This is a genomic window from Vibrio sp. RM-41-2B (assembly GCF_024744415.1).
Classification (GTDB): domain Bacteria; phylum Pseudomonadota; class Gammaproteobacteria; order Enterobacterales; family Vibrionaceae; genus Vibrio; species Vibrio diabolicus.
In genome coordinates, this window is sequence record NZ_JAMQWD010000006.1 from 342,214 (window position 1) to 367,716 (window position 25,503).

22 protein-coding genes and 1 tRNA gene are annotated in these 25,503 nt (G+C 45.7%); 9 read left to right on the forward strand and 14 right to left on the reverse strand.

All coding sequences use genetic code 11. The features are described from left to right. Positions 1 to 227 precede the first annotated feature (227 nt). The 3 genes from dhaK to ptsP are packed head-to-tail and all read left to right on the forward strand — an operon-like array spanning position 228 to position 4,338. Positions 228 to 1,286: a dihydroxyacetone kinase subunit DhaK gene (gene dhaK, locus NB463_RS06725; protein WP_258432497.1), complete on the forward strand. Its 1,059-nt coding sequence runs from the start codon at positions 228 to 230 to the stop codon at positions 1,284 to 1,286. A gap of 15 nt (positions 1,287 to 1,301) precedes the next feature. Then, complete coding sequence (dhaL, locus tag NB463_RS06730; protein WP_258432496.1) at positions 1,302 to 1,937, forward strand: dihydroxyacetone kinase subunit DhaL; 636 nt, start codon at positions 1,302 to 1,304, stop codon at positions 1,935 to 1,937. Position 1,938: 1 nt separating this feature from the next. After that, the gene (ptsP, locus tag NB463_RS06735) at positions 1,939 to 4,338 is read left to right on the forward strand and encodes a phosphoenolpyruvate--protein phosphotransferase (RefSeq protein ID WP_258432495.1); all 2,400 of its coding nucleotides are present in this window, start codon (positions 1,939 to 1,941) and stop codon (positions 4,336 to 4,338) included. 77 nt (positions 4,339 to 4,415) lie between these two features. Here ptsP and dhaR read toward each other — a convergent pair whose 3' ends face one another. The 6 genes from dhaR to NB463_RS06765 all read right to left on the reverse strand — a co-directional run bounded on the left by dhaR (position 4,416) and on the right by NB463_RS06765 (position 13,047). Continuing rightward, positions 4,416 to 6,341 carry a dihydroxyacetone kinase operon transcriptional regulator DhaR gene (gene dhaR, locus NB463_RS06740; protein ID WP_258432494.1) on the reverse strand — a complete coding sequence of 642 codons (1,926 nt, stop codon included), beginning with the start codon at positions 6,339 to 6,341 and terminating at the stop codon, positions 4,416 to 4,418. 148 nt (positions 6,342 to 6,489) lie between these two features. Then, positions 6,490 to 7,020 (reverse strand): MltR family transcriptional regulator, encoded by a 531-nt coding sequence (locus NB463_RS06745; protein ID WP_012841150.1) that lies wholly within the window; start codon positions 7,018 to 7,020, stop codon positions 6,490 to 6,492. Positions 7,021 to 7,077: 57 nt separating this feature from the next. Next, entirely contained in the window at positions 7,078 to 8,226 is a 1,149-nt protein-coding gene (locus tag NB463_RS06750; protein ID WP_053809442.1) for a mannitol-1-phosphate 5-dehydrogenase, read from the reverse strand. Positions 8,227 to 8,338: 112 nt separating this feature from the next. Next, positions 8,339 to 10,291 (reverse strand): PTS mannitol transporter subunit IICBA, encoded by a 1,953-nt coding sequence (locus NB463_RS06755; RefSeq protein WP_053809441.1) that lies wholly within the window; start codon positions 10,289 to 10,291, stop codon positions 8,339 to 8,341. A 603-nt stretch (positions 10,292 to 10,894) separates the two neighbouring features. Beyond that, positions 10,895 to 12,643, reverse strand: a complete 1,749-nt coding sequence (locus NB463_RS06760) for a lysophospholipid acyltransferase family protein (RefSeq protein ID WP_258432493.1) — start codon at positions 12,641 to 12,643, stop codon at positions 10,895 to 10,897. Between the two features lie 137 nt (positions 12,644 to 12,780). Beyond that, the gene (locus NB463_RS06765; protein ID WP_172605930.1) at positions 12,781 to 13,047 is read right to left on the reverse strand and encodes a hypothetical protein; all 267 of its coding nucleotides are present in this window, start codon (positions 13,045 to 13,047) and stop codon (positions 12,781 to 12,783) included. A 163-nt stretch (positions 13,048 to 13,210) separates the two neighbouring features. Between NB463_RS06765 and NB463_RS06770 the strand changes: the two genes are divergently transcribed. Then, positions 13,211 to 13,930, forward strand: coding sequence for an SIMPL domain-containing protein (locus NB463_RS06770; RefSeq protein WP_006742751.1), 720 nt, complete (start codon positions 13,211 to 13,213; stop codon positions 13,928 to 13,930). A 53-nt stretch (positions 13,931 to 13,983) separates the two neighbouring features. Here the strand turns inward: NB463_RS06770 and NB463_RS06775 are convergent, their stop codons facing one another. Continuing rightward, positions 13,984 to 15,033 carry a DUF4382 domain-containing protein gene (locus NB463_RS06775; RefSeq protein WP_258432492.1) on the reverse strand — a complete coding sequence of 350 codons (1,050 nt, stop codon included), beginning with the start codon at positions 15,031 to 15,033 and terminating at the stop codon, positions 13,984 to 13,986. Between the two features lie 229 nt (positions 15,034 to 15,262). Between NB463_RS06775 and NB463_RS06780 the strand changes: the two genes are divergently transcribed. After that, positions 15,263 to 15,538, forward strand: coding sequence for a D-fructose-6-phosphate amidotransferase (locus NB463_RS06780; RefSeq protein ID WP_257082695.1), 276 nt, complete (start codon positions 15,263 to 15,265; stop codon positions 15,536 to 15,538). 94 nt (positions 15,539 to 15,632) lie between these two features. On the opposite strand, the gene NB463_RS06785 is transcribed toward NB463_RS06780, so the two are convergent. The 6 genes from NB463_RS06785 to rpsU form a co-directional block, all read right to left on the reverse strand. After that, positions 15,633 to 16,436, reverse strand: coding sequence for a MetQ/NlpA family ABC transporter substrate-binding protein (locus tag NB463_RS06785; protein WP_257082696.1), 804 nt, complete (start codon positions 16,434 to 16,436; stop codon positions 15,633 to 15,635). 283 nt (positions 16,437 to 16,719) lie between these two features. Further along, a tRNA-Ile gene (locus NB463_RS06790) sits at positions 16,720 to 16,795 on the reverse strand. Between the two features lie 155 nt (positions 16,796 to 16,950). Further along, positions 16,951 to 18,813, reverse strand: coding sequence for an RNA polymerase sigma factor RpoD (gene rpoD, locus NB463_RS06795; RefSeq protein ID WP_005395986.1), 1,863 nt, complete (start codon positions 18,811 to 18,813; stop codon positions 16,951 to 16,953). A 99-nt stretch (positions 18,814 to 18,912) separates the two neighbouring features. Continuing rightward, on the reverse strand, positions 18,913 to 20,679 hold the full coding sequence (gene dnaG, locus NB463_RS06800) for a DNA primase (RefSeq protein ID WP_053808553.1): 1,767 nt from the start codon (positions 20,677 to 20,679) through the stop codon (positions 18,913 to 18,915). Between the two features lie 149 nt (positions 20,680 to 20,828). Further along, complete coding sequence (locus tag NB463_RS06805) at positions 20,829 to 21,272, reverse strand: GatB/YqeY domain-containing protein (RefSeq protein WP_005395984.1); 444 nt, start codon at positions 21,270 to 21,272, stop codon at positions 20,829 to 20,831. A 27-nt stretch (positions 21,273 to 21,299) separates the two neighbouring features. Next, entirely contained in the window at positions 21,300 to 21,515 is a 216-nt protein-coding gene (gene rpsU / locus NB463_RS06810; protein WP_001145625.1) for a 30S ribosomal protein S21, read from the reverse strand. A gap of 230 nt (positions 21,516 to 21,745) precedes the next feature. On the opposite strand from rpsU, the gene tsaD reads away from it, so the two are divergent. Then, positions 21,746 to 22,762 (forward strand): tRNA (adenosine(37)-N6)-threonylcarbamoyltransferase complex transferase subunit TsaD, encoded by a 1,017-nt coding sequence (gene tsaD, locus NB463_RS06815; protein WP_258432535.1) that lies wholly within the window; start codon positions 21,746 to 21,748, stop codon positions 22,760 to 22,762. Between the two features lie 175 nt (positions 22,763 to 22,937). Further along, positions 22,938 to 23,753 (forward strand): alpha/beta fold hydrolase, encoded by an 816-nt coding sequence (locus NB463_RS06820; RefSeq protein ID WP_047009057.1) that lies wholly within the window; start codon positions 22,938 to 22,940, stop codon positions 23,751 to 23,753. Between the two features lie 34 nt (positions 23,754 to 23,787). On the opposite strand, the gene plsY is transcribed toward NB463_RS06820, so the two are convergent. Further along, positions 23,788 to 24,399 carry a glycerol-3-phosphate 1-O-acyltransferase PlsY gene (gene plsY / locus NB463_RS06825; protein WP_005379857.1) on the reverse strand — a complete coding sequence of 204 codons (612 nt, stop codon included), beginning with the start codon at positions 24,397 to 24,399 and terminating at the stop codon, positions 23,788 to 23,790. A 250-nt stretch (positions 24,400 to 24,649) separates the two neighbouring features. On the opposite strand from plsY, the gene folB reads away from it, so the two are divergent. Beyond that, complete coding sequence (gene folB, locus NB463_RS06830; protein ID WP_005395977.1) at positions 24,650 to 25,009, forward strand: bifunctional dihydroneopterin aldolase/7,8-dihydroneopterin epimerase; 360 nt, start codon at positions 24,650 to 24,652, stop codon at positions 25,007 to 25,009. After that, positions 25,006 to 25,494: a 2-amino-4-hydroxy-6-hydroxymethyldihydropteridine diphosphokinase gene (folK, locus tag NB463_RS06835; protein ID WP_012841141.1), complete on the forward strand. Its 489-nt coding sequence runs from the start codon at positions 25,006 to 25,008 to the stop codon at positions 25,492 to 25,494. Before folB ends, folK begins: the two co-directional genes overlap by 4 nt. The last annotated feature ends 9 nt before the right edge of the window (positions 25,495 to 25,503 follow it).

Here is a 25,503-nt window from a genome sequence, read left to right on the forward strand (position 1 = left end):
TTATGACCTCTGTGTCAAACCGACTGTCAGAAGTAATAAGCATCAGCATGCTTTATGGCGATGATCACTATTCAGGAAAATTTGTCGTTTTTCGTTTCATATTGAAACAAAAATATCGAAGTAGTTGTTTCAATATGAAACGGATTAATTTTTGTTGAGTACGCTTTTTCTCTGTTTAAGATGAATTCATACCCTACATAAAAATATAAATGGAATGAGATAGAACGATGAAAAAGTTAATTAACCAAGTCGATGATGTTGTATTGCAGCAAATGGAAGGCCTGGCATTGTCCCGCCCTGAGCTAAAAGCTAACTACGAACCTCGTTACATGTGGCATGAGGAAACGCCGGGGCAAGTGGCATTGGTTTCTGGTGGTGGCTGTGGTCATGAACCTTTGCACGCAGGTTTTATTGGTAAAGGCATGCTGACAGGCGCCTGCCCTGGTGAGGTATTTACTTCACCTACACCTGATCAAATGTACGAATGTGGCAACCAAGTGAATACTGGTGAGGGCGTGCTGTTTATCATTAAAAACTACACCGGCGACGTGTTGAACTTTGAAACGGCCGTGGAGTTGCTTCATACCGATGGCATCAAAGTTGGGGCGGTGTTGGTGGATGACGATGTTGCGGTCAAAGACAGCCTGTATACCGCTGGTCGTCGTGGTGTTGCTGGAACGGTATTAGTTGAGAAGTTAGTTGGTGCTGCCGCGAACAAAGGTTATTCGCTGGAGCAATGTGAAGCACTGGCTCGTCGCGTCAATAATCACTGTCGTTCATTTGGCGTGGCGCTTAATGCTTGTGTTGTGCCAGCTGCGGGTAAACCATCTTTTGTTCTGGAAGATGATGAAGTGGAGTTTGGTGTTGGTATCCATGGTGAACCAGGTATCAAGCGAGTGAAATACACTGACGTCGATACGTTAGTGGATGAAATGTTTGCTGAAGTTGCTGAAAACACACCTTATCAGCGCACTTTGCGTATTTGGAATCGTGACGAAGGTGAATGGGATGAAGTGGAATCCAGCATTGAGCCTTTCGCCTCTGAACACGACTACATTGTGATGGTGAATGGTATGGGTGGTACGCCAACTTCAGAGCTTTACGGGGTGTACCGCCGTCTTGCTCATAACTGCGAGCAAGCGGGGTTCCGTATCGTGCGTAATATGGTTGGTAACTTCTGTACGTCACTCGATATGGAAGGCGTTTCGATTACGTTGCTGAAGGCAGACCAAGAGATGTTGGAGCTGTTTGATGCTCCTGTCGATACGGCTGCGATCAAGTGGTAAGAGGGGGGAGCAAACATGCAAATTGAAAAACAACATATCGTTCACTGGCTAGAGTTATGTGCAAAAACGTATCAAGAGAATCAAGATTTTCTGACCGACCTTGATCGTGATATTGGTGACGCAGACCATGGTCTCAATATTAACCGTGGCTTTAAAAAAGTCGCGGAAAAACTGCCGCAATTTGCGGACCAAAATATCGGCAGCATTCTCAAGAATACGGGCATGACCTTGCTTTCTAGTGTCGGTGGGGCAAGTGGCCCGCTGTATGGCACGCTGTTTATTCGCACGGCTGCCGCTGTCGGAACCCGAGAGCAACTAACGTTTGAAGAGTTGGTCGATGCACTAAAAAGCGGTGTGGATGGCGTGGTGTCTCGTGGTAAAGCGGAACTGGGTGATAAAACCATGTGTGATGTTTGGTTACCCGTTTTAGTTAGCGTGAAGGCGTCGTTAGAAAATGGCATGAGCGCCGATCACTTACTGAATGAAATGGTTGAGCTAGCAGAAACGAACGCGGTTGCCACGATTGAAATGTTGGCGAAAAAAGGGCGAGCAAGCTATTTAGGTGAACGTAGTATTGGCCACCAAGACCCCGGCGCAACCTCTTCTCTGTTAATGATTAAAGCACTACAGCAGGCAATAGCAGGTAATTAAGATGGTGGGAATTGTAGTTGTATCTCATAGTCGTCGACTTGCAGAAGGGGTGGCCGAACTTGCCACCCAAATGACGCAAGGCAAAGCCAAGCTTGCGATTGCGGCTGGGATTGATGATCCAGAGAACCCGATCGGAACCGATGCCATAGCCGTGATGGAAGCGATTGAGCAGGTACATGATCAACAAGGGGTTGTTGTGTTGATGGATCTTGGCAGCGCGTTGCTTAGCACGGAAATGGCTCTGGATCTGATTGATGATCACGTGAGGGAAAATGTCACCCTTATCTCGGCCCCCATTGTTGAAGGGACCATGGCGGCGTCGGTGGCTGCTGCTGCCGGACTACCTTTATCGACGGTAGTCGAAGAGGCACAGAATGCGTTAAGCGTAAAACGAGAGCACCTTGGTGATCAGCCACTAACATCCGCTGAGATAGTGCCAGTATCAGAGAACTTTGAGCAAGAGCGGACATTTGATTGGGTAGTGCAAAATCCGCATGGATTACATGCTCGTCCCGCTGCGGCCATTGTTGGTGCACTCGCGCCTTTTGACTGCCAATTATGGTTGAAAAAAGGCGAGCGCCGTGTGAACGCGAAAAGCTTAAACAGCATTGCGAAACTTGGTGTTCGTAGCCAAGAGACGATCACGCTGTGCGCACTCGGCTCTCAATCCAGTGAAGCAATCAAGGCATTTGAAGCCTTAGCTAGTGAGCACTTCGGAGAAAAAGAGGCGGTTGAGCAAGGCATTATCGAACCTGAAGAAAGCTCGGATACTTTGCTCGATGACATGGCCTCAAGTCAGATTGAAGGTGCTGTTGTTGGTATTCGAGTCAATGACGGTATCGCTACTGCTCCTGCTGTCCTTTTTACTCATGAAATGCCAGCTGTGCCTGAACGTTATTTCCAAAGTGAACAAGATGAAATTGAACGGGTTAAGCGTGCGATAGGCGTGGTTGTTCAACATTTGCAGGAGCAAGCGAAGCTGCCGAAAGGGGAAATATTTTCCGCTCATAGCATGATGCTCAGTGACCCAGAATTATGGGCATCGGTCGAGTCGCGAATTCAAACGGGCATGATAGCCGAGCAAGCTTGGGTAGAATCACTGCAAACGTTGGCCGACGAGTTTCGCCAGGCTGAAAGCCAGTACATGCGGGAACGCGAAGCAGATGTGCATGATATCGCACGCCAAGTTATGGTCGAAATGACAGGCTTAACGCCTAATGCCATCGACATTCAGGAACCGAGTGTTTTGTTGGCCCGCGACCTGATGCCTTCTGATGTGGCCGGGCTTAATAAATCGAAAGTGCTTGGTATCTGTTTGAGTGAAGGAGGGAAAACCTCTCACAGTGCGATTCTTGCTCGTGCGATGGGGATTCCTGCCATCGTTAAAGCTCAGGGCTGTCTTGATGCTGTGCGTGCTGGGCAAGTGGTGACTATTGATGGCTTTCGAGGGCATTTATGGTTCTCTCCTTCAGATGCCATACAACAGGAATTAGAAGCTCAGAAAATTGAGTGGCAAAACTCCCGACAAAGTGCACTAGCGAGTGCTCAGCAAGCCGCAGTCACCTGTGATGGTGTCCATATTCCAGTATTCGCCAATATTGGTGGACCGAAAGATATTGATGATGCACTAACATCAGGCGCTGAGGGCGTTGGTCTATTCCGGACTGAGTTTCTATTTCAAAACAGTGATGAGTTGCCGACTGAGGAAGCGCAATATCAAGTGTATCGTGATATTGCTGCCGCACTTGGCGATAAGCCACTTACGATTCGTAGTCTAGATGTTGGCGGTGATAAGCCTTTAGCCGCTTATCCTATGCCAGCGGAAGATAATCCATTTTTAGGTCTGAGAGGGGTGCGGTTGTGCCTTCAACATGAGTCATTGTGTACAGCCCAACTTCGAGCCATTCTGAGATCCTTTCATGAGCAACCGAATATTCAATTGATGATACCGATGGTGGCTCAGGTTGAAGAAGTGAGAAAAGTAAAAGCGCTGTTGGCACATCAAGCAAACCAACTCGGCTTGGATGCGACTCATTTGCCTGTCGGTATTATGATTGAGGTACCCGCCGCGGTATTAAATGCTGATGCGTTAGCCCAAGAAGTCGACTTTTTCTCTATTGGCACCAATGATTTGACTCAATATGTTATGGCTGCCGATCGAGGCAACGCCGCCGTTGCTGAATTAGTGAACTACTTTGAACCATCGGTACTAAAAGCCATTGAACTCACTTGTGCAGCAGGCGATCGCGCGGGCATACCGGTCAGTATGTGCGGTGAGATGGCAGGCGATCCAAATGCTACAGAAACATTGCTTCGCGTGGGGTTACGAAAATTCAGCGCCAGTTCTAGTCTGCTACCGGGACTAAAAGCGCAGATTCGTCAGTTGTCTGTTGATGTTTAATCGATACCTTATCGTTAGTACATGTGTACCGGCGTGCTTACGCCGGTTTTACTTTTGTAGGAACGCCAGTTCTTGGCTTAATACAGCTTCATTTGCTCCTGCAGCCCAAACTTATTAATTTTTCTCCATAGGGTCGTGCGGCCAATTTGCAATGCTTTTGCCATATCATGCATTTTTCCATCACACTGATTCCAAGCCTGAACAATAGCTCTTCTCTCGGCTTCTTCTAGCGTGATTACTGGCGTATTTTCTGCGGTATGGCGAGAATTCAGTTTAATGTCTTCCGGAATATCGTTCAGCTTGATTAAGTTGGAACTGCGGTTAAGCAAAATTCGCTCAGTTCGGTTTCTTAATTCAGAGTTGTTGCCTGACCAACGAAAATTCATCAACGCTTCCAGTGCGATTGGCTCTATCGAGATCGTCACATTGTGGCGGCGTTCATAATGGCTGATAAGCTGCTGGACGAGAAATTCAATGTCTTCTTTGCGCTTTCGTAGTGGTGGAATATGCAGCTCGTTCGAGGAGATTTCATAATAAAGTTGCCGACCAAATGAGCGCTGAGTGACATACTCGCTGATCTCTGAAGCGGTGCTCGTAATAAGTTGAAAGTCTACGGGGATTAATCGCAAACTGTCGCTGCGGCTGACGAGCCCAGTTTTTAACAACTTAAGTAGCACGGCTTGTAAATCGGGCGACAGATATTCCACCTTTTCCAAAAAGAGCGTACCGCCATGGGCGAGTTCAAACTTAGAGGGCATGCCTTGTCCCTCGTCGTATCCCAGGGTTTCTTTGACCAGTTGCTCTGTGTTGATGGAGCGGCAGTTGAGCGTAATGAACGGCCCTTCTTTGTAGGTGCTTTCGTTATGAATCGCCATGGCGAGAGTGGCTTTTCCTACACCTTCTTCACCTGTAACTAGAATCGGTGATTTGGACTTTATGGCCCGTTTTGCCACGGTAATGACATGCTTCATTTTTCGTGAAATAACAGGCAAAGTACTGAACGTATAGCGCGCACTGCCACCTATTTGTTGTTGAGCAAGTTCGCGAATTTTATCGATAGGGTGCAAAAACAATAAGTGCGTTCCGTCGTTGAGTGGACGCAAGGTAATGATCGCTTCAACAAACTCGCCACGAACCTCTACCGTTGTGAGTTTTCGGTTGATGCTTGCACCCGACTCAATACTATTGAGGACATTTGGCGGGAAGCGTAAAACAGAAAAGACTTCTTTATCCAAGACCTGACTGGCTTCAATGTTTAACAAGCGCTCTGATTGATGATTTACCATGGTGATACGGCTTTCTTCATCCCAGGCCAGAAGGCCGTCATCCATGCACTCTAACGTTGCGTTGTGCGCACAAGTGAGGCGGTTCATATTTTCTTGTTCCGACTGAATATGGATTTGCAAACTGACTTCTTTCGCGCTCGACGCGATGATGACTAAGTTTTCTTTCTTATAGTTCTCTGCTTTTTTGAGAAGGCATGTTGTGCCGCGTAACTTGCCAAATTGGTCGAAAACAGGTGCTGCTACAGAGGCATAAGAATGTAAGTGGCGATTGAAATGTTCTGCTGCGAATACTTCACACGGGATATGAGTACTAATACAAAGATTGACCGCATTTGTGCCAATTTTTCCTTCAGATAGAAAACAGCCTTGTTTAATGCCGAGTACCTGCATCTCTTGTTGCATTGAGTCATGTCCCACAACGGAAAGAACGCAGCCGTTGCCATCAGTTACCATCAATAGCAGGTCTTCGTCTCCTAGCATGTCGTAAGTGTCTTCAAGTACGGTCGTGGCGCATTCGATGAGGTGCTCGTTGCGTTTCATCAGAGATGAGAAGGTAAAGCCAGAGGCAATATGTGGTTTTGACCAGGTATAAGGGCTGCATTGCTTTATGCAACGCTCCCACGACTCAAGTACGGGAGTGCGGGAAAATTCTGGAGATACCCAATGGTGTTTCTGGAAAAACGCCCATTTGGTTTTAGTGTCTTCGATTGAAAGCATGCCATACCGTTTCAATACCAGCGATAGATTGGTCTGATATTACAGAGACATACGAATATGGACTGTGATGGCTTTCACGCACGTCATACAGAAAGGATACGCAAAGAAAAGAGGCTAGTAGAGAAGGCGTTCCTTGCCGGAGGTTGGGTTAAAAAGGGCTGTCTTTGCCCAGTTCGTTACAGATCTCGACAATGGCGAGCGAGAGACCTGATTTTATTATTTGTTGCTGGCGTTGAAGTTGGAGTTGATAAAACTCAAGGTCGATGTCGTCATCAGGTTCGTTGACTTCTAATTGCACCATGCCCATTTTCTTTACCAGATGTAGCTTTTTGATTGGCTCTAGAATATTTGGATCAGTGAACTCGTAGTCGGATGCATCGCTATTAAGTCGGTTTTTAAGCTTAATGATGTCTTCAATATCATGATAAATATCGTCTGGGAGGACGCCTAAGCCAAATAGGAGTTTCAAACGAACGGAGAGATCGCCCAGCGGTCCGGAGTCTTGCAGTAGAGGACCAACAACCGATTGCACGGCGAAGTTATCTTTACGAAAGATCCTTTGTATTAGCCCGTCGATGGAATCGTTGAACACATCGACTGCTGCAATAAAAAAGCCTCGTACCGATGGCGCGCTGTTTAATCGTTCAATGATCTCGGTTTCGTTGATGTTATCTGCCATATACTGAGTAACTGTTTAACATTATATTTATGGGGAGCAGAGCTCCCCTTGATTCGATTAAAGCTGGTGGTAAATCACTTCGATTTGAGCCACTTCAACACTGTCTTCAGCCAGGCCAGTGTACGTTGCTAGCGTTTTCTTTACGCCCACGGCTTTTAATGAGGTTTGTAATTCCACCGCTTGTGGGTCGGTGTCGTTAGTGTACTTCAAGGCAGCGGCAATGCCTTTCAAAAGTGTTTTATTTTCAGTGCCATACTCGATTGTACCGAGTAATGGCTTCACTAATCTATCATTTGCACCCAATTTACGAATTGGTTGTCGTCCAACGCGATCCACTTCATCCACTAAATATGGGTTGGCGAAGCGTCCTAAAATCTTTTCGATGTAGGCATTGTGCATGTCGCGGTCGAAGCCGTAACGACGAATCAACACTTCGCCACTTTCCTGCATTGCTTGTTTTACTTCAGCATGGATGCTTGGGTCTTCAATTGCTTCACGAATGGTACGGTGCCCTTTCAAACAACCTAAATAAGCGGTAATGCAGTGACCGGTGTTTAGGGTGAACAGCTTACGTTCTACGAATGCCATTAGGTTGTTGGTTTTTTCCATGCCAGCAATGTCAGGGATTTCGCCCTTGAATTGCTGTTCATCCACAATCCATTCACTAAAGCTTTCTACCGTGACTTCTAGTGGATCATCGTTGGCGGCTTCTGCTGGTGGCACGATGCGGTCTACCGCTGAATCAACAAAGCCAACCAACTCGTCTGCCTTTGCGTGCAGTGATTCATCCAAGTGTTTGTACACCTCACCTTTTAGGTGTGTGGTACCACGCACCATATTTTCACAGGCGATGATGTTAAGTGGCGCGTCATTGCCAGCTTCAAAACGTTTGGCAATGCCTTTCGCGATGGTTTTCGCGATGATATCTAATACGTTTGGACCGACCGCTGTGGTAACCAAATCGGTTTTGACGATGCGATCAATCACGTCATCACTGGCTGAGTTTACCGCTGTGACGTGGGTAACAGTGTCGATTTGGCACTCGGTGCCCACGACTTTCACTTTGTATTCTTGTTTGTGGCTGAGCTGGTCTACCAACGGCGCATCAACGTCAGCGAAAGTGACCTCGACTTCTGCGTCTGCTAAGAGTTTACCGATGAAACCACGACCGATGTTACCTGCACCAAAATGAACTGCGTTTTTCATAATTATTACCTACCAATATCTGAAAATGTTGAGTTACGAAACTAGGGTGAGGCCAACCGCATAGGGGGTGACAGCTGACCTCGTTTGCCTCAGGAGCAAATTAAAGGAGCAATTAAGCCGCTTGTTGACCGCCAAGGATGTTAAGAATTTCTTCTACATCGTTGGTGCTGGTTAGCTTCTCAATTGCTTCCGGCTCATCGAGCGCGTTCGTAATGGTGGTGATCACCTGGATGTGCTCATCGTTCTTAGCGGCAATGCCGATAACCAGTTTCGCGACATCGTCGTCATCTTCAGTAAATTGGATACCCGATGGGTATTGGCAAATTACAATGCCTGTTTTCTTCACGCGGTCTTTCGCTTCCACGGTACCGTGAGGTACTGCGATAGATTCGCCTAGGTAAGTTGGAACCAACGCTTCACGTTCAAACATCGCGTCTACGTATTCTGGTTCTGCGTAGCCAAGTTCAACTAATTTGTTGCCTGCAAAGCGAATGGCTTCTTCTTTGTTGGCTGCTTTCAAACCTAGGTGAATGTTCTCACGCTGGATTTGGAATACCGATGGCTGCTGTGGCTCAAAGCAGTCGTCGTTCGCCGCCATGACTGACACTTTCACCATTTGGTCGTCATTGGCTGCGGATTGGTTTTGTGCTGCCAGTAACTTGGTGACTAGCTGGTTGTACATTTCGCTGTCTAGGAAGTTAGTCAATGAAATGTGGTGTGCATTTGGAGCATGCTTACGTGCACGATCCGTTAAGTCTTTATGAGTAATCACGATATCTGCACTCTCTGGTAAGCTGTTAATAGCAAGGTTGGTTACGTGGATGTTCAGACCTGCGTCTTTAACCTTTTTGCGTAGCATGCTCGCGCCCATTGCACTCGAGCCCATGCCCGCATCACAAGCGACAATGATGCTTTGTACTGTCGCTAGGTCTACGTCACCTTTGCTTTGGCTGTTTACCACCGCATCGTTTTTAGATGCAGATTTCATGTCTTTCATTTGTGATGTTGCTTTCTCTAGTGCTGCTTCATCACCGTCTTCTTCTGTTGACGTTTGTGTCTTCATTAGCAGTGCTGCTACGGCGAATGACACGCCTGTTGCCGCTGCGATAGACGCTAGTACACCAACGATTGAACCTTTCTGAGTCATCAACAAGATTGCAAAGATTGAACCTGGTGATGCTGGAGAAACGATACCTGCGTTAAACAAAGTTAGAACAAATACGCCAGTCATACCGCCTGCGATAGCCGCAAGGATTAGGCGAGGGTTCATTAGGATGTATGGGAAGTAAATCTCGTGGATACCGCCGAAGAAGTGGATGATGGATGCACCACCTGCAGTTTGACGAGCCGTACCTTTACCAAACACCATGTAAGCCAGCAAGATACCTAAGCCCGGACCTGGGTTCGCTTCGATCAAGAAGAAGATCGATTGACCAGTTTCAGACGCTTGCTGAATACCCAGTGGAGAGAAGATGCCGTGGTTGATCGCGTTGTTTAGGAATAGGATCTTCGCTGGCTCAACAAAAATAGAAGTCAGTGGCAGAAGGTGAGCTGAAACAAGGAAGTTTACGCCTGCTGCCAATGCGCCTGAAAGCACTTTGACAAATGGACCGATAAGGAAGAAAGCCAAAATGGCGCACAGCATACCAATGATGCCCGCAGAGAAGTTGTTCACCAACATCTCGAAGCCGCTTTTTACTTTACCGTCGATGTAGTTATCGAATTTTTTGATAGCCCAGCCGCCCATTGGGCCGACCATCATTGCACCCATAAACATTGGGATGTCGGTACCGACGATCACGCCCATAGTTGTGATTGCACCAACGACCGCGCCGCGATCGCCACCCACTAATTTACCACCGGTGTAACCGATCAGTAGTGGCAGCAAGTAAGTGATCATAGGACCAACCATGGAAGCTAACGTCTCATTTGGTAGCCATCCGGTTGGGATAAATAGAGCAGTGATAAAGCCCCACGCGATAAACGCGCCGATGTTAGGCATTACCATGTTTGACAGAAAACGACCAAAATTTTGTATCTTGATCTTGGCATCTGGTGATATCATAACAATTCCCCGTTCGATGTTCTGATGAATATGTTGTCGTAAACGGTTCGCCAAAACCGCTTGTTTGATTGCTTAGTACCCAATCAATTTACCACACATTTTTCAATTGGAACTGACGACGGGTTTTTCGTGATCAACCCCCGCATTTCTTCGGATGAAAAGCATTTTTTAAGTGATGATGATCAATTAATTGATATGTAACTTAATAACAAAAAATGATTTTCAAATCTGTCAATAAAAATATTAGTGATCAATTCGATCTTCTGACAAATATAAAATCAAAATTCATTGTGATTAAGATCACCTTTAATTTCTTTTTCAATTCAAATTAAATACTCGAAATGATCAATGTCACATTTTGTTTGACGTCAGGTTTGATTGAAAATGTGATCTATGACCATTTTGAAGTTTTGTGAAAGTTTATAACGTGAACGTTTGTGCGATGTTGACGTTTTGTGGATTAAAGCTTGAGATGACTGGCCTTTTTGCGATGAGTTTAACTAAACACTTTGTTTTTAATGTCTTATGGGTAAATAACGCATCACGCTGCTCGCGTTGTGTTGTTTAGAGCGATTTTGAGCAGCGCGATACCTCCGACGACGGTTAATGGTTCAGAGCTAAATACTCGCGCGCGTTTTCACTGCCCATGTAACGTGCCAGCGTTTTCTCAGGCACATCGCGTAAATCCACCATAATCAATCCATCCAGTGCGTTGTTAAACGCCGGATCGACGTTAAAACACACCAACTTACCATTCAAACTCAAATATTGGCGCAGTAATACCGGAACGCCTTTGCCTTCGTCAATTCGAGCGATCACGCGAGATAGCAACTGTAAATCTCCCAATGCGGTTAGCATGCTGGTATTCCAGTTTAAGTTGGTTTCTGGCAGTGGATTTGACGGAGTGACGTATTCGGCGCAGTCGTTGTCGTAGTGGTGTAGGGTCATCGATTGTGCCAGCAACTGACGCGCGGTATGGCTGTAATCGTTGCTGATGCTCACTGGGCCAAACAAGTGCGTGTATTCGGGATGTTGATGGACAAAAGTCGCTATGCCTTTCCAGAGTAAGAGTAGGGCACTCATGCTTTTTTGATATTGCTCGGCAATCACAGAACGACCCATTTCAATCGACTTACCCATTTGATCGAGAAAGCCTTGGTCATAGTTGAATAAGGTGCGCGAATACAATCCTTCTACGCCATATTTCGCCAATAATTGATCAACTAATCCAAGACGGTAAGCACCTACCATGCATTGGTTCTCACGATCCCACACAAATAGGTGCAGGTAATCATGATCGAAATGATCGATGTCTATTGCTTGTCCAGTCCCTTCGCCAACTTGACGGAAATTATGTTCTCGCAAGCGGCCAATTTCATGCAGGAGAGATGGGATCTGCTGCGCGCTGGCGCAATACACGTCGAACTCGCCATTTTGAAGCAATTGGGTTTCTGTCGGTAAGCTGTGCAGCTCTTCAAGCAATTGGCCTATGGGTAACCCTGCCGCAATAGGTAAGAGATCATTGTCTGAGACCGTTTTCTGAGTGGCACTTACATCGCGGTTAAGCAGATAGGTGTTGAGCCTTAGATAATTGACGATCTGATCATCGCTGAGGTTATTGAGTTCTTTAAACTTGATCGCTTGCCCAAAGGACAATTCAATGGTTTTCGCGCTCTTATTGAGCAGCTCTCTTCCCAACATCAAGGTGCGTAAAAGAGGGTGTATTTTACCTGCCATGTAGAAGCGTTTTGAGTTCTGCCCACGAATGAAGACGGGAACAGTGGCGGCTTTGTTCTTACGAATTAACGCACTGACACTGCGGCTCCATTCTTTGTCTTCTAAACGCTGTTGTTTGGCATCCACCAACTGCGACACTTCACCCGCAGGGAAAACCAATAACAAGCCGCCATTCGCAAGGTGTTTGTTGGCTGCTCTGAGGGCCTTCATATTCGATTTGACGGCGTCTTTGCCTTCGAATACGTCGACACCAATAAAAAGTTGGTCGAGCTCTGGTACGGTTTTTAGGTACTGATTCGCTAAAATTTGGATATCGTCTCGTATCATCAATAGTAGCTCGGCGAGAATCACGCCTTCAACACAACCGAGAGGGTGATTCGCCACAATGACGGTTGCGCCTTGCTTTGGCACTGCGTCGAGCGAACCATGGGCAATGCGATAGTCGATCCCCAAAATATCCAGCGTAAATCGCAAGAAAGTTTTGGTATCCGCATTCACGGGGCGCTGGGCGTAGAATTTATCGAGCTGACTTAAACCCGTTGCCCATTCTGCAACGTTTTCACCAATGCCGAACGGCGTTTTACGAGGGAGACGAAAAGGGGTCGAACTATCCATATTTACCTCAGCGTACAAGTGGCTGACCGGATAGTAGAAATTACAGATGACAGTTCAGAGGCAAATCCATGAGCCTTTAGTGACAAACTGGTGAAGCTTTGTTGACTAAAGGCGAAGGGGATAGGACAGCTTTAGCGTTACGTTTTGTCGCCAGCAAACATCAGGATACTGAGAGAGTTGAGCGTTTCACCGAGACTTTCTAGTGAGCTCAAGACCTGTTTGGTCGGCTCATTGTCTAGCAGAATGCGACCATCAAAGCGTTTCCCTTCGCATTGATCTTCATCGCACATACCCACTTGGGGTTCTTGTGTTGAGTTGTCATCCATTACTAAGTCGTCAGTACTCAAACAAGCCGTTGAGACAAATAATCCGCTCAGAACTACCAGCCATTTTATTTTCAACATAATCTTAAAACTCACAATAAAACACTGTTCAATTGTAATTTATTCTATTCACCATTTCGAACGATATGACAAAAACTTGGCTTTAGGTCGCCATTTTCTGGCCATAGTTGAGCTATGTTATCGATACGACGAATTGTTACTTTTGGCGAAATTAGGAGGATGAATGGAGAAGATTTCCAATAGAGCGTCAATATGGCTCGGGCTGTGTCTGATCATTGGTTTAGGAGTATTGGGCTTTTTTATTCAGCAAACGGCAGTCAAATACAAAGCCTATGAGCGAGTGGTAACGGTGAAGGGATTGTCTGAACGAGAGTACTCTGCCGATACAGTGATCTGGCCAATTCAGTTCACCTTAGCGAGTAATGATATGGGGGCTATGTTTGATGACATCGATCAGCAAACGCGTTTGATTCTGGATTTCTTAAGTGCCAAAGGGCTCCCTGAAACGAGCGTTTCCCTTTCTTCTCCTGCTGTCATTGACCGAAAAGCACAGCAATACGGGAGTGAGCAAGATATCGAGTTTCGTTATTTAGCCTCGCGGACGGTTACGGTTTATAGTCAAAGTGTCGATGTGGTTCGAGCGGCAATTAATGAGATTGGTGAGCTAGGAAAACAAGGCGTACTGCTGAATCAGGACCCGTACGCGAACCGCATTGAGTACAGCTTTACTAAGCTAAATGATGTAAAGCCAGACATGATTGAAGAGGCGACCAAAAACGCCCGCGAAGTGGCGCAAAAGTTTGCCAAAGACTCGCAGAGTTCACTGGGTAAGATCAAACGTGCCACGCAAGGGCAGTTCTCGATTTATGACCGAGACAGCAACACGCCTTACATTAAGAAAGTACGAGTGGTCTCAACCGTTCAGTATTACTTATCGGATTAAAATAATAGTCAAAAAGCCGCTCACACGATGAGCGGCTTTCGATAAGACGAGAGCTATAGGATAGGATTAATATCTTGCTCTGTATGCTCACCTTCGACCACATCAACAGGTGTGTAATGTTGATAAATCAGGAAGCCATCTTCTGATGTTTCATGGTTATCTGGTGTATCAACATACGCGGTACAGGTGTACCCAATACTGTAGGTGCCTGGGCCAATGTAACCAAACTCGTAGCTGTAGGTTGTATTACCTTCTTCGTCTTGCGATTCATTCACGTTAGCTACTGCAACTGGCGCTTGGAGTGGTTCCATCGCGCCCATATCGCCCATGGTTGAGCGATCCATCGAACCTGCGTAAAGATAGACTGAGTGAACGGCAGGAACGTCATTTATTGCATTTGATGCTGCACTGTCTGCTTCACACGCTTGATACTGAATTTCACTGACTTCACCACCGATATGACCTGATTCTGATGCGTTTACTAAGCTTACCGCATTAGAGTTCATGTTCATGTAATCTTTGCCCGTTGGATCTGCCAGGCCTTTACGCAAATCAAACTCGACAACATAGCTATTAAGACCAGTATGAACTTTTACATACTGACCTTTTTGCGAAAACTTCAAGCGACCTTGATCGCTCGTATCTGGTTTAAAACCAAAACAGCTGCCTCGGCTAGGCACAACTAAGCCTTTGATGTTGCCGTCTGTCTTCTCTACGTATGACAGCGTTGTATCGTTTAATTGTTTGCCGTCTTTAGCGTACACACACATAGCATAGTCACCAGGAGCGATGTCTTGCTCGCTAATGATCGTTTTAGCGTTACTTCCCTGATATTCCATTAGATCAACTTGGTGTAGTGCTCCATTGTCACTAACATCTAACAGAATATGTTCTCCAGTTTGTTCGCCAGTTTCTGGGTCAAATGGTACAAGGACAACATCTTTAAACGCTAAGACGACTTTGTTGGCATCGTCGACAGGCGCATCGGAAACGCTGAGAGAAAAAGTGGCTGCTTCTGTATCGGATGAAGAGTCGTCGCTACCACAGCCCGTCAATAAAAGACCGCCTGAGATGGCAAGTAAAGGGTAGGTATATTTTTTCATTATGACCTCTTGTTTACACTGCTGATAAATGTAAAAGGCTAGTCTCAAAGTCGAGAAATGATGTCATTGTATTGTGATAGAGAGGTCAATCTTCAATGGCGCTATATACAAGTCCTTTTTTATAAAACTAAGTTCTTAACTGTGATGAGGGGAGTTTGATGATAGTCAAGCTGGCTTCGTTCTTATGAGCGTAAGTTAGTATGACTTACTGCTAGAAGGAATTAGTATCATGGCATACAAGCACTTTATTAGAGAACTACTGGGTTTAGCGATTGTTGTCTCTGTCGTCTTTGGCGTATTAGGCGTGATGTTAGAGCTCTTTGCACTGACGGCACTTTGGGAGCATCAGCAAACGATAGCCGATGTTTTCTTCCATGAATCTCTCTACTTCATCGTATTTTTAATCCCACCATACTTCCTCTGGAAGTTGATTAACCGCCCTGAATTGCTTTCTGCGGACCAAGCTTATTTGGCAATGAAGTTAGAGGCTGAAAGTCGACAATGAGTCGATTTAGTGAGTAATGAAAAGAAGAGGCTATGAGAAAACATTAGCCTCTTTTCTATCTAATTCGTGGGCAAAGTATTCGCTGCTTTATTGATTAAAAAGCTGCTTCGATTGTGCCTTTGAACGTACGATCGAGATAATCACGAATTGCTTGAGATTGGTAAATAGAAACGAATTTTTTATACGCTTCATTATTTTTGTCTGTGTCACGAGTAGCGATGACCATGACGGCCAGCGGTGCGTCTTTTGCTTCAAGATAGATACTTTGTTTCTTCGGGTCTAAACCAGAAGACATTACGTAGTTCATTGTAATCGCAGCCGCGTCTACATCATCCAATGTTCGTGGTAACTGGGCGGCATCTACCTCGACAAATTCAAACGACTTTGCATTTTTTGTAATATCAGTTAGGGCTGCTTTGTGGCCAACACCTTGTTTAAGCTCAATTAAACCTGCATCGGCGAGTAGCAATAGACCACGACCACCATTAGTTGGATCGTTTGGAATTGCTATGCGTGCATTGTTTGGAAGCTCTTGTAATGAGCGATACTTGTTAGAATAAAGCCCCATGCGCATCAGAATGGATTGACCAATCGACACTAATTGGGCGTCATGACTATTGTTGAAGTTGTCTAAAAATGGTTGGTGCTGATAGCTGTTAATGTCGATGCTACCATCACTAAGCGCGGCATTGGGTGTCACGTAATCAGAAAACTCGATGACTTCTACATTCAAGCCTTGCTTCGCTGCTTCCTTCGCTACTGCTTCAACTACTTGAGCATGAGGCCCTACGGTTGCTCCCACTTTAATGACAGAGTTATCTTTTTCTCCACAAGCACTTAAGCCAACTACTGCCGTGAGAACCAAAGCTAGTTTCTTTAGGTGACGAATACTTTTCATTGTAACTCCATTTTTGTTTTAGACGTCCATACGTTTACATGTCCATCCTATCAGAAGTCGAAAAAGGGTCAATGGTTTAAATAGCGAGCAGACATTTTGTTTCTACGACTATATAGAAAACTTGGTAATAAGCGAAAAGAAAGAGAGGGTAGAATCGAGGAAGATGATAAGTTTGAAGTTGTTGAGGATATGAGCAACGAATTACTACACCCACAACTGTACTCAAAGTCAGCAGACACAAAAAAGGCGTAGTAGGTACTAACCTGCTACGCCTTTCGAAATTTGGTGGCCCCTCGCAGACTTGAACTGCGGACCAATCGATTATGAGTCGACTGCTCTAACCACTGAGCTAAGGGGCCTTAATAGGACAACGATTATAGGGGAAGCGTTGCAAGGTGTCTAGATACCAACTAGGGCAATTGCGCTTAGTTTTTATCCACTTAGAACAGTAGATAATAAAAAAGGTGACTTAAAGTCACCTTTTTTGATTTCTAAAAGCTTATATGCGCTGCGTTTATTCGTCTAGGAAGCTGCGCAGAGTCTCTGAGCGGCTTGGGTGACGAAGTTTACGTAGTGCTTTTGCTTCGATCTGACGGATACGCTCACGAGTAACGTCGAACTGCTTACCAACTTCTTCTAGAGTATGGTCAGTGTTCATGTCAATACCAAAGCGCATACGAAGTACTTTCGCTTCACGTGGCGTTAGACCTGCAAGCACGTCTTTTGTCGCCACTTTAAGGCTAGTTGCAGTTGCAGAATCTAGCGGCAGTTCTAGCGTTGTATCTTCGATAAAATCACCTAGATGCGAATCTTCGTCGTCACCGATTGGTGTCTCCATTGAGATAGGCTCTTTAGCGATTTTCAGAACTTTGCGAATCTTGTCTTCTGGCATCTGCATGCGCTCAGCCAGTTCTTCCGGTAGTGGCTCACGACCCATCTCTTGCAGCATTTGACGAGAGATACGGTTGAGCTTGTTGATCGTTTCGATCATGTGTACCGGGATACGAATCGTACGTGCTTGGTCCGCGATTGAACGAGTGATTGCCTGACGGATCCACCACGTTGCGTAAGTCGAGAACTTGTAACCACGACGGTATTCGAACTTATCTACCGCTTTCATCAGACCGATGTTACCTTCCTGGATAAGATCCAAGAACTGTAGGCCACGGTTGGTGTATTTCTTCGCGATAGAAATTACAAGACGCAAGTTCGCTTCAACCATCTCTTTCTTCGCACGGCGAGCTTTTGCTTCACCGATAGACATACGACGGCTGATGTCTTTAATGTTTTGTACGTTTAGAGAAGTCTCTTCTTCAATCATTTTTAGCTTAGCGATTGAACGACGGATTTCTTCTTCGTTACGTTTGATCTTTTCAGCGTATGGCTTGTCTGAAGCAAGAACTTCATCCAACCAAGCTTCACTTGATTCATTACCAGTGAACAGCGCGATGAATGATTTCTTCGGCATTTTGCCGTATTCAACCACAGACTTCATGATCAGGCGTTCTTGAGTACGAACGCGATCCATAGCCGTACGCAGTTCATTCACTAGGTGATCAAACTGTTTAGGCGTTAGACGAAACTCGCGGAATACGTCTAGCATCATTTCATTAGCAACGGTTGCTTTCGGGCTGTTATAGCCGTACTCGTTGATTGCTAATTGAAGATTTTGATAGGTGCTGCGTAGTTGGTTGAATTTCTCTAGCGCTAACTCTGGATCGATACCTACATCTTCTTCAGAATCATCTGAATCGTCATCGCTATCTTCGTCGTCATCAACGTCTTCATCGTCTTCTTCTTCTAACTGAGATTCAGTCAGTTCAGAACCGATGTGTGTTGCCGTTGGTGCAGCGGTGTCGTCAGCATCTGGGTCTACAAAACCTGAAATAAGGTCAGTAAGACGTAGTTCTTCAGCTTGAACTTTGTCAAATTGCTCAAGAATGTACGGAATCGTACCTGGGTATTCAGCAACAGACGATTGAACTTGGTTAATACCTTCTTCAATACGTTTTGCGATGTCGATTTCGCCTTCGCGAGTTAGAAGTTCGACAGTACCCATTTCACGCATGTACATACGTACTGGGTCTGTGGTACGACCAATCTCACTCTCTACGCTAGACAGTGCAGCGGCTGCAGCTTCGGCTGCATCTTCATCGGTAATATTTGTGTCATCGTTCAGTGCTAAATCATCAGCATCAGGAGCAGTTTCTACTACCTTAATGCCCATGTCGTTGATCATCTGAATGATGTCTTCTACCTGTTCTGAATCTACGATTTCAGCAGGTAGGTGGTCATTTACTTCGGCGTAGGTCAGATAGCCTTGTTCCTTGCCTTTAATAACAAGTGACTTTAGCTGTGACTGCGGATTGTGATCCATAGACGGTATCCAACTTCGTAATCTGGTGAAGGAATCAGTATGCGAAATGCAAACCACTTACTATAACAAATTAAATCGTTGCTGACTAATTAAACAGGGTTACGCTTTTAAATCTAGCATAAGTGCTAGCAGCTCCCTTTTCTCTTCGGCTGATAAACCGACACTTCTTGCTTTGGCCTGCAGGTTTTCAATTTGTTTTTCTACGCACTGGGCGATAATTTTATCCAGTGAGTCTAAAAATATTTCTTCTTGGTTGTCCTCATCGAGTGGAATGTCCCAACTCGCGAGACGAGACAGAAGGGTCTCATTTTGGCTGTTTCGCCAATGCTCTAATAATTGGCCTGTGTTGATATGGGGATGCGCTTGGCATTTATCAAGTACATCAACAAATAAACTTAGACCAGGAATGGGTAAATCTCTAACGCTAGTTAGATCTGGCACCATACTTACGTATTGTGGGTTTTGAATCAGTAACGCGATCACTTCTCGCATCGGCGTTCGCTTGATTTCTTTATGAGGTTGAGGCCTTTTATCCTCTTTACCTTGTTTTGAAATTAGCTGCTGTAGTTGGCGTTCATCAACCAAACCCAAACGGCGGCCAAGCAGTTCTCTCAAGTATAGTCTTAAAGTGCCGCCAGGGACTTTGTCGATGAGAGGAACTGCAAGGGTACTCAGCTTTGCCATGCCTTCTTTCGTGCTCATATCGACTTGCTGAGTCAATGAGCTGAACATGAATTCAGACAAGGGCATCGCATTAGACACTTGTTGTTCAAATGCCTGTTTTCCGTTTTGTCGGATATAAGAGTCGGGATCTTCTCCATCCGGCAAAAACATGAATTTTAACTGGCGACCATCAGTTAGGTAAGGCAATGCATTTTCCATGGCACGCCACGCGGCTTCACGGCCTGCGCGGTCACCGTCGTAACAACATACGACAGTGCTTGTTTGCCTGAATAATACTTGCAAGTGATCGCCCGTTGTAGAGGTACCCAATGAGGCAACGGAATAATCTACGCCATATTGAGCAAGCGCGACAACATCCATATAGCCTTCAACCACTAAAATTTGTGGTGGCTCACGGTACGCTTGTAGTACTTCATAAAGGCCATACAACTCTTTACCTTTATGAAATATCGGGGTTTCGGGTGAGTTGAGATATTTCGGTGTCCCATCACCTAATACTCGACCACCAAAGCCTATCACTCGGCCGCGTCTGTCTCGAATAGGAAACATCACTCGACCACGGAATCGGTCGTAGCGGTTGCCTTTATCGTTTTCAATCAACATGCCGCCTGTGACGAGCATGTCTTGGTTTTCTTTATTCTGGCCAAAGTTCTTACGAACTAAATCCCATTCATCAGCCACATAGCCGATGCCAAACTTCTGGACGATCTCACCAGACAGGCCGCGATCTTTTAGATACTCAATCGCCACTTTACTTGCTGGCTGCTTGAGTTGGTTACGATAAAATTGAGCAATGCTGCCCATTAAGTCGTATAGATTACGTTTTTCACTGCTGCTTGCTTGTGGGCCTGACTGGAACGAACCATTACCGCCGCTACGTTGTTCGCGAGGAACATCTAAGCCCAAGTATGAAGCGAGTTCTTCAATGGCTTCGACGAATTCTAGCCGGTCGAATTCCATCAAAAAGTCGATGGCATTTCCGTGCGCACCACAACCAAAACAATGGTAGAACTGCTTTTCTTGACTGACGCTGAATGACGGCGTCTTTTCGTTGTGGAACGGGCAGCATGCGCCGTAGTTTTTGCCTTTTTTCTTAAGTTTCACACGTGCGTCGATGATATCGACAATATCAAGTCGAGCTAGAAGGTCATCGATAAAATTGCGAGGGATGTGTCCAGCCATAAAACCTAACAAAAAAAGAAGATGATGAGTGGAGTGAATGCTTTAAAAGAATAAGCGTGTTGCTCACTTATTTCATTCCATTCATCCAGATACAAACAAGCCGTGCGTTCCAAAGGATAGCACGGCTTGCTGCAATTGGGTGGGGTATCTTAAGCCAGTTTAGCGCGAACTAAACCGCTTACTTTACCCATATCTGCGCGCCCTTGAATTTGCGGTTTCAGAACGCCCATTACTTTGCCCATGTCTTGCATGCCAGCTGCGCCAGATTCAGCAATCGCGTTCTCGATAAGAGCCGCTACTTCTTCGTCTGTCAGTGGTTGAGGCATAAAGTCCTCAAGAACGGTAATTTCTGCTTGTTCCGCATCAGCAAGATCTTGACGACCCGCTGCTTCATACTGCGCTACAGAGTCGCGACGTTGTTTAACCATTTTGGTCAATACTGCAAGAATGTCGTCATCGTTCAGAGTGATCTGCTCGTCAACTTCACGTTGCTTGATTGCTGATAGGGCTAAACGAATAGTACCAAGGCGTAATTTGTCCTTGGCTTTCATCGCTAATTTTTGCTCTTCTTTGAGTTGATCAATCAGAGCCATAACTAAATTCCTTTTGGAGCTCAGTTATTAGTACAGGCGAACGCGACGAGCGTTTTCGCGAGCTAGCTTCTTAGCGTGACGCTTTTGAGCTGCTGCTTTAGCGCGTTTGCGAACTGTAGTTGGTTTTTCGTAGTGCTCACGACGACGCACTTCAGAAAGGATACCTGCTTTTTCGCAAGAGCGCTTGAAACGACGTAGAGCAACGTCGAACGGTTCGTTTTCACGTACTTTAACTACTGGCATATGCCTTTCACCTCAGGGGTTATTCGTTAACGCTGGCATTCAACAGACCAAATCACAATTGTTTGGTCTCTTACCAGCTTGATCAAAAATGGTGCGGAATTTTAATCCGATCACAACTACTTTGTAAAGCCTTTTGTCGATTATTGTCTGTACAAAATTTGTTTGCAGCACCAAGGCGAGGTAATATGACGCCCAAATTTCCTCTATACAGAAAGCATACTGAGAAAACCATGCGCATTATCGGTATTGAAACCTCTTGTGACGAGACTGGCATCGCGATTTATGACGATGAAAAAGGTCTGCTGTCACACAAGATTTACAGCCAAGTAAAACTGCACGCAGATTACGGTGGTGTGGTGCCTGAGTTGGCTTCACGTGACCATGTAAAGAAAACCATTCCTCTTATTAAAGAGGCACTAAAAGAAGCGAACTTAACTTCGAAAGACATTGATGGTGTCGCGTACACCGCGGGGCCGGGTCTCGTTGGTGCACTATTAGTGGGCGCTACTATTGGTCGCAGTATTGCTTATGCTTGGGGAGTGCCAGCGGTACCTGTTCATCATATGGAAGGTCACCTGTTGGCTCCAATGCTGGAAGATAACCCACCGCCATTCCCGTTTGTGGCAGTGTTGGTGTCGGGTGGTCACTCGATGATGGTCGAAGTGAGAGGCATCGGTGAGTACAAAATTCTAGGCGAGTCGATTGATGATGCTGCGGGCGAAGCGTTTGATAAAACAGCGAAGCTAATGGGGCTGGATTACCCAGGTGGCCCGCTGTTGTCTAAACTAGCAGAAAAAGGCACGCCGGGTCGTTTTAAGTTCCCGCGCCCAATGACTGATCGCCCTGGCTTGGATATGAGTTTCTCTGGCCTGAAAACCTTTACAGCAAATACGATTGCTGCGAATGGTGATGACGAGCAAACTCGCGCAGACATCGCTCTGGCATTTGAAGAAGCCGTGTGTGCAACATTGGCGATTAAATGTAAACGCGCGCTTGAGCAAACAGGTATGAAGCGTATTGTTATTGCTGGTGGTGTGAGTGCTAACCGTCGTTTACGTGCAGAGTTAGAGAAGCTAGCGAAGAAAGTTGGCGGCGAGGTTTACTACCCACGAACTGAGTTCTGTACGGATAATGGTGCGATGATCGCTTACGCTGGTATGCAGCGTTTGAAGAATGGCGAAGTGGCAGATATGTCGGTAGAGGCTCGCCCACGTTGGCCGATTGACCAACTGACGCCAGTCGCTTAATCAAACTTATGCGGTAGGTTTGAAATAGATTCACTACGATAAAGGTCTCTGCTCATCAGAGGCCTTTATTTTTAGCTATTCAATGAAAAGCTTCGTTTACATTCTGACTGATGCGAGCAGTTTGGTATCGTTTCAGTGATAGGATGGTGCGGAAGAATAAGAAATGGATATAACAATGAATAAGTTTGAAATTGAAGGTCAGCAACTTGCTTACCTTGATAAAGGTGATGGTCCAGTATTACTGTTTGGTCACAGTTATTTGTGGGATAGCCAAATGTGGGCGCCACAAATTGAAGTTTTAAGCCAGTCATATCGTTGTATTGTGCCAGATTTGTGGGCACATGGTGAGTCAGAAGCGGCCCCTACATCGACACAGTCATTAGTTGATTATGCACAACATATGTTGGCGTTGATGGATCATTTGGATATTGAAGAGTTTTCTGTGGTGGGCTTATCTGTTGGCGGCATGTGGGGAGCGGAACTGACGGCTCAAGCACCGCAACGTGTGAAATCACTGGTATTGATGGATACCTTCATTGGCTGGGAGCCAGAAGTTACGTATAAAAAGTACTTTGCAATGCTTGATACCATCAGCCAAGTCCAAGCAGTGCCTGCGCCAATTATTGAAGCTGTCGTGCCATTGTTTTTTGCTAATAACGCTGAGCAGGTGAATCCTGAGTTGGTCGCTGCATTCAAACGCAGTTTAGAAAGCCTGAGTGGTGAGCGTGCGGTTGAAGTGGCTCGCATTGGTCGCATGGTGTTTGGTCGCCGTGATGTGATTGAAGATTCGGAAAAATTTGCTCTGCCGACGTTAATTGCAGTGGGCTGTGAAGATAAACCACGTCCAGTTTTTGAATCTTATTTAATGAAAGACTGTATCACAGGCAGTGAGTTGGTGGAGATTCCCCAAGCGGGACACATCAGTTGTTTAGAGCAACCTGAGTTCGTCAACCAGATGTTGTTGAACTTCCTGAATCGAGTTCATGCGTAACCAATACATCCTTCTTTAAACGAAAAACTCGGCATTAAGCCGAGTTTTTTTGTGTCAGTTTTTTCTCGCCGATTTTTGGCTCGTCGCCAGACAAAAGCCGACGAATATTTTGATGATGCTTAAATACGATTAAGCAGCACAGCATAGCAACAGGTAACGTGTATTGCGGTTTAAACATCCAAGTATAAAACGGAGTGACCAAAACCGTGACGAGAGCCGCTAAGGATGAATAGCGGAATAGCGCGGCTACTGACAGCCAAGTTAACATCACCAATCCTGTTAAGTCCAAACCAATCGGAGCGATAGCGCCAAGCGCGGTTGCGACACCTTTTCCGCCTTTAAAGTGGAAAAAGATGGGGTACATGTGGCCAAGACAGGCAGCAATGGCGATGACGCCAAGAATGATAGGGTCGATACCAAGAAAGTATCCGCCCCATACGGGGATGGTGCCTTTGAGCATATCGCACAACAAGACTGAAACAGCGGCTCCTCGTCCGCCAATACGCAATACGTTCGTTGCTCCAGGGTTGTTGGAGCCTACACTGCGTGGATCTGGCAGTTTTAAGAGTCGACAGATCAAAACCGCACTGGAAACCGAACCCAGTAAATAGGCGGCCATTGTCATTATCAGTGCCAGTGCGTCCATAGAAGTCCTTGATGGATTGGAATTTAATGCTCGGTTCCCGCGTAGTTGCTATCATACCTCGAATTCACATAATGCAGAAATCCTCACTGTGATAGAGCTTGCATTATGTGATTTCTTGTATATAAAGATGCTTTCGCAGTTTATACCTAAGTAACATTGTGATGACCCAAGTAAATGTTACTTAGGTATAGAATACTACGATCAAATTACCCCTCACGGGTATCCGACCTCTGTAATAGAAGGACATAAGATGGCTCTGGATAAAGTTTTTATTGAACAATTAGAAGTAATCACCACGATTGGCGTGTACGACTGGGAACAACAAATTAAACAAAAGTTGGTTCTGGATATCGAAATGGCGCACGACAACAAGCCTGCGGGTAAAAGCGATGATGTGCAAGATGCGTTGGATTATTCACAAGTGAGTGAGGCGGTACTGAGCCATATTGAAAATGGTCGTTTTCTGTTGGTTGAACGTGTAGCCGAAGAAGTGGCAGAGCTTATCATGCAGCGTTTCTCTGTGCCTTGGGTGAAAATCCGTTTAGCAAAACCTGGTGCCGTGCCACAAGCTCGCGCTGTTGGTGTCGTGATTGAGCGAGGTCAAGCATGATCACCACCTATATCGGTGTTGGTACGAATGTAGAAAGAGAGCAACATGCGCTCGCTGCGTATCAGGAGCTGCTACAGCTTGGAGAAAGTCTCCTCGTATCGCCGGTATATGAATGTGAACCTATTGGCTTTAGCAGCCAGAACTTCTACAACTTTGTCGTTGCAATGCGTACCGAGTTGTCATTAGAAGAGTTGAGTCATCAGCTGCGTGAGATTGAATTTAAGTGGGGACGCGAAGAAAATGCGCAAAAGTATCAGGATCGAACACTGGATCTCGATATAGTGTTGTTCGGTGAATGCGTCTCCAAGAAAAAACCTGAGCTACCTCGCAGTGATATCTACAAATATCCTTTTGTCACAAAGCCTCTGTATGATCTCGAACCTCAATTAGTGATCCCAGGCGATGGACGCACAGTCGCAGATATTTGGCATGCAATGCAGCCAGTCGATTCACTCAAACCTGTTTCTTTTTCATTTTTAATTTGAGTTGTTTAC

Excerpts from the sequence above, each read along its gene's own strand:
- dhaK (WP_258432497.1), top strand. The coding sequence starts at position 228 with ATGAAAAAGTTAATTAACCAAGTCGATGATGTTGTATTGCAGCAAATG.
- dhaL (WP_258432496.1), top strand. The coding sequence starts at position 1,302 with ATGCAAATTGAAAAACAACATATCGTTCACTGGCTAGAGTTATGTGCA.
- ptsP (WP_258432495.1), top strand. The coding sequence starts at position 1,939 with ATGGTGGGAATTGTAGTTGTATCTCATAGTCGTCGACTTGCAGAAGGG.
- dhaR (WP_258432494.1), bottom strand. The coding sequence starts at position 6,341 with ATGCTTTCAATCGAAGACACTAAAACCAAATGGGCGTTTTTCCAGAAA.
- NB463_RS06745 (WP_012841150.1), bottom strand. The coding sequence starts at position 7,020 with ATGGCAGATAACATCAACGAAACCGAGATCATTGAACGATTAAACAGC.
- NB463_RS06750 (WP_053809442.1), bottom strand. The coding sequence starts at position 8,226 with ATGAAAAACGCAGTTCATTTTGGTGCAGGTAACATCGGTCGTGGTTTC.
- NB463_RS06755 (WP_053809441.1), bottom strand. The coding sequence starts at position 10,291 with ATGATATCACCAGATGCCAAGATCAAGATACAAAATTTTGGTCGTTTT.
- NB463_RS06760 (WP_258432493.1), bottom strand. The coding sequence starts at position 12,643 with ATGGATAGTTCGACCCCTTTTCGTCTCCCTCGTAAAACGCCGTTCGGC.
- NB463_RS06765 (WP_172605930.1), bottom strand. The coding sequence starts at position 13,047 with ATGTTGAAAATAAAATGGCTGGTAGTTCTGAGCGGATTATTTGTCTCA.
- NB463_RS06770 (WP_006742751.1), top strand. The coding sequence starts at position 13,211 with ATGGAGAAGATTTCCAATAGAGCGTCAATATGGCTCGGGCTGTGTCTG.
- NB463_RS06775 (WP_258432492.1), bottom strand. The coding sequence starts at position 15,033 with ATGAAAAAATATACCTACCCTTTACTTGCCATCTCAGGCGGTCTTTTA.
- NB463_RS06780 (WP_257082695.1), top strand. The coding sequence starts at position 15,263 with ATGGCATACAAGCACTTTATTAGAGAACTACTGGGTTTAGCGATTGTT.
- NB463_RS06785 (WP_257082696.1), bottom strand. The coding sequence starts at position 16,436 with ATGAAAAGTATTCGTCACCTAAAGAAACTAGCTTTGGTTCTCACGGCA.
- rpoD (WP_005395986.1), bottom strand. The coding sequence starts at position 18,813 with ATGGATCACAATCCGCAGTCACAGCTAAAGTCACTTGTTATTAAAGGC.
- dnaG (WP_053808553.1), bottom strand. The coding sequence starts at position 20,679 with ATGGCTGGACACATCCCTCGCAATTTTATCGATGACCTTCTAGCTCGA.
- NB463_RS06805 (WP_005395984.1), bottom strand. The coding sequence starts at position 21,272 with ATGGCTCTGATTGATCAACTCAAAGAAGAGCAAAAATTAGCGATGAAA.
- rpsU (WP_001145625.1), bottom strand. The coding sequence starts at position 21,515 with ATGCCAGTAGTTAAAGTACGTGAAAACGAACCGTTCGACGTTGCTCTA.
- tsaD (WP_258432535.1), top strand. The coding sequence starts at position 21,746 with ATGCGCATTATCGGTATTGAAACCTCTTGTGACGAGACTGGCATCGCG.
- NB463_RS06820 (WP_047009057.1), top strand. The coding sequence starts at position 22,938 with ATGAATAAGTTTGAAATTGAAGGTCAGCAACTTGCTTACCTTGATAAA.
- plsY (WP_005379857.1), bottom strand. The coding sequence starts at position 24,399 with ATGGACGCACTGGCACTGATAATGACAATGGCCGCCTATTTACTGGGT.
- folB (WP_005395977.1), top strand. The coding sequence starts at position 24,650 with ATGGCTCTGGATAAAGTTTTTATTGAACAATTAGAAGTAATCACCACG.
- folK (WP_012841141.1), top strand. The coding sequence starts at position 25,006 with ATGATCACCACCTATATCGGTGTTGGTACGAATGTAGAAAGAGAGCAA.